The 13,192-nt window shown below is 42.4% G+C and carries 9 protein-coding genes; 8 read left to right on the top strand and 1 reads right to left on the bottom strand.

What is annotated here, in order from left to right; genetic code table 11:
• The first annotated feature begins 20 nt into the window (after positions 1–20).
• The 8 genes from HMPREF0659_RS07435 to rpiB all read left to right on the top strand — a co-directional run bounded on the left by HMPREF0659_RS07435 (position 21) and on the right by rpiB (position 10,774).
• Complete coding sequence (locus HMPREF0659_RS07435; RefSeq protein WP_013265263.1) at positions 21–1,031, top strand: hypothetical protein; 1,011 nt, start codon at positions 21–23, stop codon at positions 1,029–1,031.
• 938 nt (positions 1,032–1,969) lie between these two features.
• Positions 1,970–2,917 carry a hypothetical protein gene (locus HMPREF0659_RS07430; protein WP_013265137.1) on the top strand — a complete coding sequence of 316 codons (948 nt, stop codon included), beginning with the start codon at positions 1,970–1,972 and terminating at the stop codon, positions 2,915–2,917.
• A 294-nt stretch (positions 2,918–3,211) separates the two neighbouring features.
• Positions 3,212–4,303 (top strand): aldose epimerase family protein, encoded by a 1,092-nt coding sequence (locus HMPREF0659_RS07425; protein ID WP_013265817.1) that lies wholly within the window; start codon positions 3,212–3,214, stop codon positions 4,301–4,303.
• A gap of 42 nt (positions 4,304–4,345) precedes the next feature.
• Positions 4,346–5,629 (top strand): MFS transporter, encoded by a 1,284-nt coding sequence (locus tag HMPREF0659_RS07420; protein ID WP_013265624.1) that lies wholly within the window; start codon positions 4,346–4,348, stop codon positions 5,627–5,629.
• Positions 5,630–5,720: 91 nt separating this feature from the next.
• Positions 5,721–6,881 carry a galactokinase gene (gene galK / locus HMPREF0659_RS07415; RefSeq protein ID WP_013265674.1) on the top strand — a complete coding sequence of 387 codons (1,161 nt, stop codon included), beginning with the start codon at positions 5,721–5,723 and terminating at the stop codon, positions 6,879–6,881.
• A gap of 223 nt (positions 6,882–7,104) precedes the next feature.
• Complete coding sequence (locus tag HMPREF0659_RS07410; protein WP_013265779.1) at positions 7,105–7,773, top strand: NUDIX hydrolase; 669 nt, start codon at positions 7,105–7,107, stop codon at positions 7,771–7,773.
• Between the two features lie 474 nt (positions 7,774–8,247).
• A complete protein-coding gene (locus tag HMPREF0659_RS07400; protein ID WP_013265259.1) occupies positions 8,248–10,263 on the top strand; it encodes a transketolase family protein in 2,016 nt (671 codons plus the stop codon).
• 64 nt (positions 10,264–10,327) lie between these two features.
• Positions 10,328–10,774, top strand: a complete 447-nt coding sequence (gene rpiB / locus HMPREF0659_RS07395) for a ribose 5-phosphate isomerase B (protein ID WP_004360642.1) — start codon at positions 10,328–10,330, stop codon at positions 10,772–10,774.
• A 941-nt stretch (positions 10,775–11,715) separates the two neighbouring features.
• Here the strand turns inward: rpiB and pyk are convergent.
• Positions 11,716–13,179 carry a pyruvate kinase gene (gene pyk / locus HMPREF0659_RS07390; RefSeq protein WP_013265425.1) on the bottom strand — a complete coding sequence of 488 codons (1,464 nt, stop codon included), beginning with the start codon at positions 13,177–13,179 and terminating at the stop codon, positions 11,716–11,718.
• Positions 13,180–13,192: the final 13 nt, after the last annotated feature.

Raw genomic sequence — 13,192 nt, 5'->3', positions numbered from 1 at the left:
ATAACGAAAAAGATATAATAATGAACTACTTAGTGCTTAAACAACGTATTTATCTTGTCATATCAGTCCTCACACTGATAGTTTTAGGCAGTGGCTATGGCTCTTGCACAAAGTTTTCAGACAGGTTATCTGATAGTGCTATGGTGGCACTCGATTCCTTCCACCACTGTCAGTATATGGCACTTTCAAGGGGTATCGGTTACGCAGGAAGGCGGTCTGAACAATTAGATTATGCCGATCAGCTCAGCCGTCACACAACGGTAGAACAGTTAGCGGAGATTGCTAATACCGATACTTCACGCATAGCAAGGCTCTGGGCATACAGAATTCTACTGAAGAAGGCTGACAATCAAGTATTTGATGTATTGAAACAGGCATTAAAAGATACGACACACGTAGAGTTGGAGTCTGGATGTAGTGGATTTGAAGAGCCTTATTATCGCGCTGCCCTCTCTGTCTATAGGTACGATGGCTACGAACTTAAACTATCCAACCAGCTGCGTTTCTCCCTTGATAGCCTCATCTTCTTCGATTATATGAAGCACTATGGCTTTGAAGATGGACTGCCCATAGACTTCAAACCCCATAAGATTTATTATGCCACAGTCATCGAAGAAGCCGACAAGGGGAATGATGCTATCCTCCCTCTCCTCGCTCAATACAAGAATCCCAATGACCGACAGCGTATCAACAAGTTGTTGAAAGACAATCTAAAGAAAGCAGGTGAATGCTCCTATGAGGCATGTGAAGCCATCAGCAACTGGAACGACCCTGCCTTCGAGTGGTATGCTAAGGCTGCTTGTCAAGCTACCATCAAACAAGAATACTATGATGCTGATGAGGTCCTCCAACTTCTTTGTGCCTACCCTGCCCCTTGGAGCTACCAAATACTTAAAAAACTGCTCACTCAGAAAGGAGATTACAGCTACAGCGACACAGCTAAGGATTATCTTACAGAGCTATATAAAACGCACCCCGTTCCCCCTATTTTCAAACCATTATATGATAGGTATGTGGCAAGAAAGAAGTAAGGCGTAAACCTTGTTGCCTCACAATGCACATGGCATTTACCTTTATGATTACGCTTCAAAAGTTTAGAGAGATAAGGAGGCAGCCTTAATTTATGACTCAGACGAAGTCTCACACAGAGGGATAGAGGGTACGGAGGATTATTAAATACAAAGCAATGGAAGCTACGAAGACACCGTTAGAGCGTGGAGTAACCGAGATAGTTTGCCAATTCTATTAGCAATTTATATGTAAAGCGTTTACCCCAAGAGTTATCAGGAAGCCGTACACTACACCTCTGTCCCTCCTTGTGCCATTCGCACCTCTGCTTATAGTTTATGACTCCGTCCACTCCGTAACTCCGTGTGACTTTTTACATACGAGCTTTAGTTGATCATTCCATACCTCGGAAGAACCAAGAAAGAAACCAACCCCACACCCATATTGTAAAGAAAAATCACAACCCAAAATTTTATTGGTGCTTAATTGCGCTTGAATTAAGGCTTAATTGGCTTGCAAAAGGTGCCCTTTTGAGGTCTAACTAACGCCCTTTTGAAGTCCAATTAAGCACCTTTCACAACGCTATTCTTCAACTACCTGATTACTTGATAGTTACAAGAGTAATCGAAAACGCCATTTTTAACCTAAAAGTAAGACATCAAACGCATTGTTTTGTCATAATATTTCATACAGAGATAGCGCTTATTTATGTGCTATATATCTACAGTGAATTATACTATTCATTAAAGAAAGCTTAGATAAAAAGTTATGAAAAAGCTAAAACGGAGTATCTATGAGCGTACACATCCATAGAAAGGAGAGTTTCATCATACAGAAATCGCACGAAAAGAAATAAAACACAATTTTTTGGAACTTCCTCCTTTTTTATCTATCTTTGCGAATCATAATAAAGTTATGAGAACAAAATAGAATCATTATTAAAACTCTTATTTATCATCTTATGAAACGATTTCTTTATTTACTCTTATCTGGAATTGCACTATTGACAGCGTGTCAAAACAATCCCTCTAAGCAATCAGATAAAGACATACAAAATATTGACAGCATAAAGCAGGAAACAAAGGCTGACAGTATAAAACAAACAGCTAATATCGACAGCATAAAACAGGTTCTTGCAAAGACTACTGACCCTCTGAAACGTATTCAACTTCATGAGCAAGTTATTGACCTTACAATTGAAGCTGCAACACCAGAGGAGCGTTGTAGAATCTTTGATGATTTTAATACACAAGTGGAAAAAGAGTTACTTAAAATCAACGAGCATGAAAGCTATTTCCTTGACCACTATTACGAATTTAGGATGGATGATGAAGGTAATGAGAAAGAGCCACATGATTCCATAATACAGAAGGAACAATATTATAAGAAGTACGGCATAGATGTAGAAGATTTGGGAGAGGGAATAGTAGAACTTGCACCTCCAGCCAAGTTCTATACTAAGTATGTCAAGCTCTTACCGAAATACTACCAAGACTTTTGGCACCTATTGAAGGATAGTGAGAACATTGCCCCAGATGCTGGACTGATAATAACTTGGCGAGAGTTGGGTAATCTGCTTGCTCGATATGAGGCTTATGTAAAGGCAAATCCAACGCAGAAAGAATTATTCTGTAGACTACAAGATGACTATAAATTTCTCCAGTATGCCTTTTTGTTTGGCCTTGATAACACCCCTATATCTTACGATGACGTACATTTAGACAATGATGTGAAGAAAGAATGGGAACGATTTATAAAGACATATCCTAACAGCCCGACAACACCTTTTGCCAAAGAAATGCTTCAGCAAAAGAAATTCGACGATTTAGAACACATGTATGATAAGCTAACAAAGTTTCAGGAGACGTCAAACTATCCTTTGCTTAAGGCTTGTCCCGCTAAGAAATAGAGGATACATAGAGGTTATTTAATCCAATATTTGCACACGAATCCTTATAAAAAGAGGTGTTATCTTCGTTTAAAAGACTTAGATTAATCTTAAAGAATAAAGACATTTTTAATCCAAATCGATCATAAGAGATTAAATCTCCATAAAATCATAATGGTCGATTTGGATTAAATAGCTGTTATGTTAATTGTTTTTAACACACCATACCCTATTATTTTCAAAGTTAAGTTTGCAGTTATCGTTTATTTTTATTTACTTTGCAGGTCTTGAAACAGTAACTAAAAACAGAACATCATGGTAAATACCGAAGAGACACACTACGCGTGTGGACTGAAAAAAGAAGACTTCCAGACGACAATAGGCGGTAAGAAAACCGATCTTTATGTACTCAGAAATGCCAAGGGCAATGAGGTTGCAGTCACTAATTACGGTGGTGCGATTGTTGCTATTATGGTTCCTGACAAAGAAGGTAAATTAGCAAATGTCATTCAAGGACATGACAATATACAAGAGGTTATCGCCTCACCAGAGCCTTATCTTTCAACACTTATTGGCCGTTATGGCAACCGTATTGCTAAAGGTCGTTTCCAGTTGAACGGAAAGGAGTATAAACTTGCTATTAATAATGGTCCTAACTCTCTGCATGGAGGTAAGGAGGGCTTTAACGCAAAGGTATGGGATGCAGTACAAGTTAACGACCACGCCGTTGTTTTGAAGTACATTTCTTCTTATGGAGAGGAAGGCTATACAGGCGAAGTTGAAGTCTGGGTAGCCTATTCATTCTCTGATAACGACGAACTCATTATCAAGTATTCTGCCAAGACAAACAAGAAGACGATTATCAATCTTACCAGTCATGGATTCTTCTCTTTGGCAGGTATTGCTAATCCTACACCAACAATTGACGACTTAGAATGCCAGATAAACGCAGACTTCTATCTTCCTATTGACGAAACATCCATCCCAACAGGTGAGATTTTGAAGGTAGCTGGTACTCCATTCGACTTCCGTGAGCCAAAGGCAGTAGGTCAGGATATCGACGCTGACCACGAACAGATTACGAATGGCGCAGGTTACGACCACTGTTTCGTACTGAATAAGAAGGAAGAAGGCGAGCTATCATTCGCTGCACGCATCAAAGAACCAAAGAGTGGCAGAACAATGGAGGTGTATACAACAGAGCCAGGTGTTCAAGTATATACCCATAACTGGGCTGACGGCTATAAGGGACAGCATGGTGCAACCTTCCCACGTCGCAGTGCTATCTGCTTCGAAGCACAGCACTTCCCAGACAGTCCAAACCACCCTTATTTCCCTTCAGTCATCTTAGAGCCATGTAAGGAGTACACACAGAGAACGATTTATAAGTTCGGTGTAGAGAAATAAGCATCTAAAAAGGAAATAATAAATAAAAATTGAAATATCAAAATGGAAAATCAAACTAACAAGAAAGGAACCTTGGTGGCTATTATCACCATGATGTTCTTATTTGCGATGATCTCTTTCGTAACCAATATGGCGGCACCATTTGGTACAATTTGGAAGCAGCACTATGAGTGGGCTGGTATGATGGGTAACATGATGAACTTTGCAGCTTACCTTTTCATGGGTATTCCTGCAGGTATGATGATTACAAAATACGGATATAAGAAAACTGCTCTTGTTGCTTTGGCACTTGGTTTCTTCGGTATTGGCATCCAGTATTTCTCAAGTACAATGGACGGAAATGCCATCAGCACATACGTAGTTTACTTGCTCGGAGCCTTCGTTTGTGGTTTCTGCGTTTGTATCTTGAACACCGTTGTAAACCCAATGTTGAACCTTCTTGGCGGTGGTGGTAACCGTGGTAACCAGCTGATCCAGACAGGTGGTTCGTTGAACTCACTCGCAGCGACGCTGACTCCAATGCTCGCAGGTTCTATGATTGGTGAGATTACAAAGGAAACATCACTCAAGGCAGTAACTCCATTGTTGTTGATTGCGTTAGTTATCTTTGCAGCTTCATTCGTTATCGTTTGGTTTACACAGTTGACAGAGCCAGAAACAGAGAAGACAGACGTCGTTGGTGGTGTCAAGGAGGCTCTGCGTTATCGTCAGTTGTTGCTCGGTATCATTGCTATCTTCTTCTACGTAGGTGTTGAGGTTGGTATTCCTGGTCAGCTCTTGTTCTACCTCAGTGAGCCAGTTGCAAACGGCGGTGTACTTGGTAGTGCAGCAACAGCAGGTCTGATTGCAGGTGTTTATTGGATGTTGATGCTCGTAGGTCGCTTCGTTAGTGCCTTCATCAGCGGTAAGGTATCATCTCGTATGCAGTTGACCGTAACCTCAGCAGTAGCCCTTCTCCTCTTGCTCGTGGCTATCTTCATGCCAGAGGATGTAAAGATGAGTCTTTCAATTCCTAACCTTGCAGAGAGCACACTCGACCAAGTAGAGGTCCCAACAAAGGTATTGTTCATCATCCTTTGTGGTATCTGTACATCAGTTATGTGGGGTGTTATCTTCAACCTCGCTACCGAAGGCCTTGGTAAATACACAGCGACAGCTTCTGGTCTCTTCATGACTATGGTTGTTGGTGGTGGTGTAATGCCATTGATTCAGAACCTTATGGCAACAAAGGTAGGCGACATCCAGAGCTACTGGCTCATCGTTGGTATGTTGGCTTACATGCTCTTCTACGCATTAGTAGGCTCACATCCTTCAAAGAAGGCTTAAAACATACATCTTTATAATGGCAGGCACTACGCTTGCCATTATAAAGAGATATATACATAAAACCCTAACAATCATTCAAAACATTACTAACATGGACATAGAATTCGTAAGAAGCCGTTTTATTAAGCATTTCGACGGCAAGACTGGAAACATTTATTTCTCACCAGGACGTATTAACCTTATTGGCGAACACACTGATTATAATGGTGGTTTCGTATTCCCAGGTGCAGTAGACAAGGGTATTATGGCAGAGGTTCGTCCTAATGGTACAAACACTGTTATGTGCTATTCTATCGACCTCAAGGACCGTGTAGAGTTCAAAGTTGACGACCCAGAGGGTCCACGCGCTACATGGGCACGCTTCATTTATGGTATGGTACAGGAGTTCAAGGCACTTGGTGTTGACGTAAAGGGTTTCAACATTGCCTTTGCTGGTGACGTTCCTCTCGGTGCAGGTATGAGTTCATCTGCTGCTATGGAGAGCTGTTTCGGATGCGCATTGAACGACTTGTTTGCTGATAATAAGATATCAAAGTGGGACATCGCACTCGCTGGTCAGGCTACAGAACACAAGTATATCGGTGTGAACTGTGGTATCATGGACCAGTTTGCAAGCGTCTTCGGTCAGAAAGGTAAGCTGATGCGCCTTGACTGCCGCAGCCGTGAATTCGAGTATTTCCCATTCAATCCACAGGGTTATAAGCTCGTTCTTGTCAACTCAAAGGTTAAGCACGAACTTGTTGGTAGCCCATATAACGATCGTCGCAGAAGCTGTGAGAACGTTGTTGCAGCTATTGCTAAGCAGTTCCCAGAGAAGAAGTATGAGACATTGCGTGATGCTAACTGGGACGAGTTAGAGGCTGTTAAGGACAAGGTTAGTGCTGAAGACTACCAGCGTGCACACTTCGTTCTCGGTGAGAAAGAGCGTGTACTCGCTGTTTGTGACGCACTTGTTGCTGGTGACTATGAGACAGTTGGTCAGAAGATGTATGAAACACATCACGGACTTAGCAAGGAATATGAGGTAAGCTGCGAAGAACTCGACTTCCTCAATGACGTTGCTAAAGAGAATGGCGTAACTGGTTCCCGCATCATGGGTGGTGGCTTCGGTGGTTGTACTATCAACCTCGTTAAGGATGAGTTGTATGACAAGTTCATTGCTGACGTAACAGAGAAGTTCACAGCCAAGTATGGTCATGCCCCAGAAGTCTATCCTGTGGTTATCAGTGAAGGTTCTCACAAGGTTTGCTAAGAGCATAATGGCATCTAACGAGGTGTCATTTTCATCGATATTTAATTAGTATAAGGGCTGGATTCAACATAGGAAGTTCAGCCCTTAGCTAAAAATAAGCGCCATTAACACATGGAGTAATCCAACGGATGAAGACCTTTAAATCCCAATACACAACAAAAAAGATATTACTACCTAACCAAGAGATATTTACAAGTTTACATCTCATATCAAAACCTACAACATGAATAAATACTACAAAGGTGAACCCAAACTATTAGTTTCGGTCGACTGCATCGTACTCGGGTTCGAAAACAAGAAGCTACAGTTACTCGTTGGTAAGCGTAAGGTTGAACCGTACAGCGGAAAACTATCTCTCTACGGCGGATTCGTTAGAGAAAACGAGAGTTTGAAAGAGGCTGCCAACAGAGTTCTTTTCCAATGCACAGGTATCAATGACATCTATATGCGTCAGGTAGGAGCCTTCGGTGAAACCGACCGTGACCCTGGTGATCGCGTTATCTCAATCGCTTATTGTGCACTCATCAATGTGTCTGACTACGATAATAAATTGTTGGAAGAGAACGACCTACAGTGGGTTGACATCAACAAATTACCAGAGCTATTTGGTGACCACATCGAAATGGTACAGATAGCATTGAGTCAACTCCGCAAACTCATCAATAAAGACCCACTCGGTTTCAATCTTCTCCCAGAACTCTTCACGCTCACACAGCTTCAGAATGTCCACGAAGCGATTATGGGTGTTGAGATTGACAAACGCAACTTCCGTAAGCGTATCAAGCAAATCGACTTCATTGAGAAGACAAAGTATATTGATAAGATAACCAGCAAGCGTGGTGCCGCATTGTATCGCATCAACAAACAAGCCTATTCAGATGCCTCACTATAATCCTTCATAGGAAGTCTAACGATAGAAGCGTTTAGCTAAGATAACACATAAAAAGGGTATATCAAATGTTAAAAGGTCACTGACAAACATTCTGATATACCCTTTTATCGTGTTCCTATCCATCCTTTGCAGTCTCTCTTACGCCTGACCGTATACCTGATTACCCACAAGATGACTCGTATTAACGCCCCGCACCAGTTGTGCGAAGCCTCCGCACACTATGTGCGAAGCCTTAGCACAACTATAAAAGGTGACGATAACGACATCATCCAACGCTGAAACAAGCGACTGAAAAAGGATGATGAATTACGATAAAACAGTCATAAAACAACCACTCATCAACCAATCGGAGCAAAGCAAATACTATGCTTTAGGCATTTTTGAATATTTTGGGGAAAATAGTAAGTTTATTATTTTGATGTCTCCATATTTATCTTTATATTTGCATTATAATTTCAAAAATCCTATCTATTTATGAATGACAAGCATTTGATGGACCAAGCAGCGGATAACATCAGAATTCTCGCAGTGTCAATGGTTGAAAAAGCTAAATCAGGACACCCTGGTGGCGCTATGGGCGGTGCCGACTTTATCAACGTTCTCTTCTCTGAATTTCTCGTCTTTGACCCAGATCAGCCTGAGTGGACTGGACGTGACCGATTCTATCTCGACCCAGGTCACATGTCACCAATGCTCTATGCAGCGTTAACACTCCAGAGAAAGTTCACAATTGACGATATAAAGCAATTCCGTCAGTGGGGTTCAATCACACCTGGTCATCCAGAAAGAGATATCGCACATGGCATAGAGAACTCTTCTGGTCCACTTGGACAAGGCCATGCCTACGCTGCTGGTGCAGCAGTTGCTGAGAAATTCCTTGAAGCACGACTTGGTCATACCATGATGCAACACAAGATTTATGCCTTTATCTCTGACGGTGGTGTCCAAGAAGGTATTAGTGCAGAGGTAGGACGATTGGCAGGAAACTTAGGACTCAACAATCTTATTATGTTCTATGACGCCAATAACATTCAGCTTTCTACGGAGTGTGGAGCGGTTATGGACGAAGATACTGGCATGAAATATCGTGCTTGGGGATGGAATGTGTTGGAGATTGATGGCAATAATCCAGACGCTATTCGTGAAGCACTTGTAGCTGCTAACAAGGAAGAAAGCCGCCCTACGCTTATCATCGGTAGGACTATTATGGCAAAAGGAGCATTGCAGGCTGACGGTAGTAGCTACGAAAACAGCATTAAAACACATGGCGCACCATTGGGTGGTGATGCCTATAGAAATACAGTAAAGAATCTTGGTGGTGACTTAGAAGACCCATTCAAGATTTTCCCAGAGGTTCAGAAGCTTTATGATGACCGTGCAGCAGAACTCAGAAAGATTGTTGCTGAGCGTCATGCAGCTGAAGCACAATGGGAGAAAGAGAACCCTGAGAAGGCAGCACAGATGCGTGAGTGGTTCTCAGGCAAGGCTCCAAAGATTGACTGGAGTGGCCTTGTACAGAAGCGCGACATTCCTACACGTAATGGTTCTGCAGCTTGTCTCGGTGTTATCGCAGAGCAAGTTCCTAACATGATTGTATCATCAGCCGACCTCAGCAACTCTGATAAGACAGATGGATTCCTTAACAAGACACACGCGCTCACACGTGATGACTTCAGCGGAGCCTTCTTCCAGGCTGGTGTTAGCGAGTTGGCAATGGCATGTATGTGTATCGGTATGATGCTTCATGGTGGTGTCATCACTGCTATGGGAACCTTCTTCGTGTTCTCAGACTATATGAAACCGGCTATTCGCATGGCTGCTCTCATGCAGACTCCAGTTAAGTTTGTATGGAGTCATGACGCTTTCCGCGTTGGTGAGGATGGTCCTACACACGAGCCAGTAGAACAAGAAGCACAGATTCGTTTGATGGAGAAGTTGCAAAACCACGCTGGACAAGACTCTGTTCGTGTGCTTCGTCCTGCCGATAGTGATGCTGCAACCGTTTGCTGGCAGATGGCTATGGAGAACATGGATACGCCAACAGCACTCATCTTCTCCCGTCAGAATGTGAAGAGTTTGCCAGAGGGAACAGACTATCAGCAGACTCGCAAGGGTGCATACATCGTAACAGGCTCTGACGAGCAGTTTGATGTTATCCTCGTTGCAAGTGGTTCTGAGGTTTCTACCTGCGTTGCTGGAGCTGAGTTGTTGCGCAAGGACGGAGTGAAGGTACGTGTCGTAAGCGCACCATCAGAGGGTCTTTTCCGCCGTCAGAGTAAGGAGTATCAGGAGCAGATTCTGCCAAGAGACGCTAAGATCTTCGGTCTTACAGCAGGTTTGCCAGTGACTATCGAGGGCTTGGTTGGTGCCAATGGAAAGGTATTCGGCCTTAACAGCTTCGGTTTCTCAGCACCTTACACAGTCTTGGATGAGAAGTTAGGCTTCACTCCAGAGAATGTATATAAGCAAGTAAAAGAGTTTTTAGCATAAACGTTTAACCTGAGTCTCTAAGTTCATCACCGAAGGCAGAGGCTCATAAAAACCTAAACAGCTTATGGAAATTAAGACAGTAGGAGTTGCCTGCGACCACGCGGGCTATCCATTAAAGCAGTTCGTTATCCAGTATTTGGAAGAGCACAAGTATGCATATAAGGACTTTGGCTGTAATAGCGATTTAAGTTGCGACTATCCTGACTATGCTCACCCATTGGCTGAAGCCATTGAGAGTGGTGAAGTTTATCCTGGTATCGCTATCTGTGGTAGTGGTGAGGGTATGGCAATTGCACTTAACAAGCACCAAGGTGTACGCGCAGGTTTGGTATGGAACAAGGACGTTGCAGAGTTGACTCGTCAACATAATGATGCAAATGTTGCTGTACTTCCTGGCAGATTTATCGATAATAAGACAGCAGAAAAGATTCTCGATGCGTTCTTCAAAGCAAGCTTCGAGGGTGGCAGACACGAGCGTCGTGTTAAGAAGATTCCTGTTCAACAGGGCTAATCATAGCTTTGTCTGATTGAATAAGACAAACAGAAGATAAATAATTAAGGTGTTCAGAGGTTTCTGGACACCTTTCTTTTTTATCGTCATGAATGTCAACTCTACTGAATGAAACCGACACGAAGTCACATTCATTTATATTACTCATTAGCTCCTAACCGCCTTTGTTTTATTATCGAGCATATTATTTGCCCTTACAACAGGCATATCAGTTTATATTAAGGCAACTAAAACCTCCGTCAACTCCGTTCCTCTGTGTGAAATTTACCCCTCAACGGCTAAGAAATATATTTACAAACCCTTCTAAGAAAAGGTAAGGAAATAGCTTAAAAACAAGTTCTTTCAACGCTGCTGTAACTCTTTTGTTATCAAGTAGTTGTAAAGTAGAGTTTCAAAAGGTGCTTAACTGGACTCCAAAAGGGCGTTAGTAAGACTTCAAAAGAGCACCTTTTGCAAGCCAATTAGGCGTTATTTGCAAGCCATTTGGTGATCTTTTAAAAATCAGTATGTGAAAAATTCGGACAAAAGAGGATTCATCCGGATTTTGAATGAATAGGCTTTGTCTTTACGTTTAGCACTTTAATCCCACTCGTTTATTAGACCACAATAGACCAATTTCAGTTTAAGAGATAAAAAACAGAGCAACTCTAAGTTTCTGATTGTAAACTTAGAATTGCTCTGTGTGCTGTATTATATGATAGCTTTAGCTTATCACTCCATACCCTGGAGGAACCTTATTTGTCTCAATAACAAAGATGTAGCAGACTATATCAAGCTAAAAAGCGAGATAAAGTGCCAATAAGAAGATGATAGAAGTTGGGAGACCATACCACACATAGTAGCAATAATGCGTATTGTAATCTACTAACCAAGTTTGGCTTAAATAAACTCCACTCCTTTAATTTTACTTCATGTGACATTCACACTGTGAGAAAACAGGGTTATTCCCCGTCCTCACCCATGTCCACTTCTTCAGGGAGATGGAAGCGATACTTGCGTGCAAAGACATCACCCACCTTGTTAATCTCAAGGAAGGTAGTGCCACCACCTACGCCAAACGTACCAGAAAGATAAGCGATCTTATCCTCTAACTCAATGTAACCCTTCTGACGAAGCATGCGCAAGGCTGCTGTAAACATCTCCTCATTTGACTTATAACGATGCTGATAAACTGCAATAACACCGTAGCTAAGGTTCAACCAACGCTGTACCTTATCCTTGTAGCAGATAGCCAACACTGGGTGTGGACCACGGAAAGCAGCAAGATTACGCGCTGTCTGACCTGTCTCGCTATCGGTGATAATACCCTTTACACCCAACTGTTCAGTAGCCTCGATAGCACTTCTTGACAAGAACTCACGCTGATCATTCTGGTTGACCATCGGAACAGTTACATGTCCACGCTTATGTGCATCCTGCTCCGCTGCTTCAGCAATACGAGCCATTGTCTGTACAGCCTCAACAGGATACTTACCGCTTGCTGTCTCACCACTCAACATCAACGCATCGGTGTGGCTATAGATAGCATTCGCAATGTCAGTAACCTCAGCACGCGTAGGACGAGGATTGTTAATCATCGTGTGTAACATCTGAGTAGCCACGATAACAGGCTTCTTCTTCAAGATACACTTATTGATAATGCTACGCTGAATACCAGGAATCTGCTCGATAGGCACCTCGATACCCAAGTCACCACGTGCAATCATGATACCGTATGAAGCATCGATAATCTCGTCGATATTGTCTACACCCTCTTGATTCTCAATCTTTGAGATAATCTTAATATCAGAGTTATGCTCGTCAAGAATCTTCTGAACAGCAAGAACATCAGCTGCTGAACGAACGAAAGAGTGAGCGATAAAGTCGATATCCTCCTCTATTGCCAATAAAATATTAGCCTTATCCTTCTCTGTTAAGGCAGGAAGTTCAATATGTTCACCAGGTACATTCACACTCTTTCGTGAGCCAAGATCACCTTCATTCTGCACCTGTGCGACTAACATTGGACCTGCACTCTCAACGATTACCATATCCAATGCACCGTCATCAAAGAGAACGTGGTCGCCAACCTTCACATCACGAGCAAAGTCAGGGTAAGAAACATTGACAATATCCTTTGTTGAATCAACATCAGGACGACCGAATATCTTAACCATATCGCCCACCTTGTAATGAATAGGCTCATCCACTGCAGTGGTTCTCACCTCTGGTCCCTTGGTATCAATCAGCAAAGCTACATGCTGAGACACAGTACGTGTATTGCGAATAATCTCCTTAATACCTTCAGGACTTGCATGTGCCGTATTCATACGTACGACATTCATACCTGAGAAGAAAAGCTTTCTTAGGAAGTCAACATCACAGCGACGGTCGCTAATAGAACATACTATCTTTGTCTGTTTCATAAAATTGAGTGTG

This window comes from Prevotella melaninogenica ATCC 25845 (assembly GCF_000144405.1).
Lineage (GTDB): Bacteria > Bacteroidota > Bacteroidia > Bacteroidales > Bacteroidaceae > Prevotella > Prevotella melaninogenica.
The sequence above is the reverse complement of the archived record's forward strand: the minus strand, read 5'-3'. Positions and strand labels throughout refer to the sequence as shown.

Coding starts and splice junctions, on each gene's coding strand:
- HMPREF0659_RS07435 (WP_013265263.1), top strand. CDS start 21: ATGAACTACTTAGTGCTTAAACAACGTATTTATCTTGTCATATCAGTC.
- HMPREF0659_RS07430 (WP_013265137.1), top strand. CDS start 1,970: ATGAAACGATTTCTTTATTTACTCTTATCTGGAATTGCACTATTGACA.
- HMPREF0659_RS07425 (WP_013265817.1), top strand. CDS start 3,212: ATGGTAAATACCGAAGAGACACACTACGCGTGTGGACTGAAAAAAGAA.
- HMPREF0659_RS07420 (WP_013265624.1), top strand. CDS start 4,346: ATGGAAAATCAAACTAACAAGAAAGGAACCTTGGTGGCTATTATCACC.
- galK (WP_013265674.1), top strand. CDS start 5,721: ATGGACATAGAATTCGTAAGAAGCCGTTTTATTAAGCATTTCGACGGC.
- HMPREF0659_RS07410 (WP_013265779.1), top strand. CDS start 7,105: ATGAATAAATACTACAAAGGTGAACCCAAACTATTAGTTTCGGTCGAC.
- HMPREF0659_RS07400 (WP_013265259.1), top strand. CDS start 8,248: ATGAATGACAAGCATTTGATGGACCAAGCAGCGGATAACATCAGAATT.
- rpiB (WP_004360642.1), top strand. CDS start 10,328: ATGGAAATTAAGACAGTAGGAGTTGCCTGCGACCACGCGGGCTATCCA.
- pyk (WP_013265425.1), bottom strand. CDS start 13,179: ATGAAACAGACAAAGATAGTATGTTCTATTAGCGACCGTCGCTGTGAT.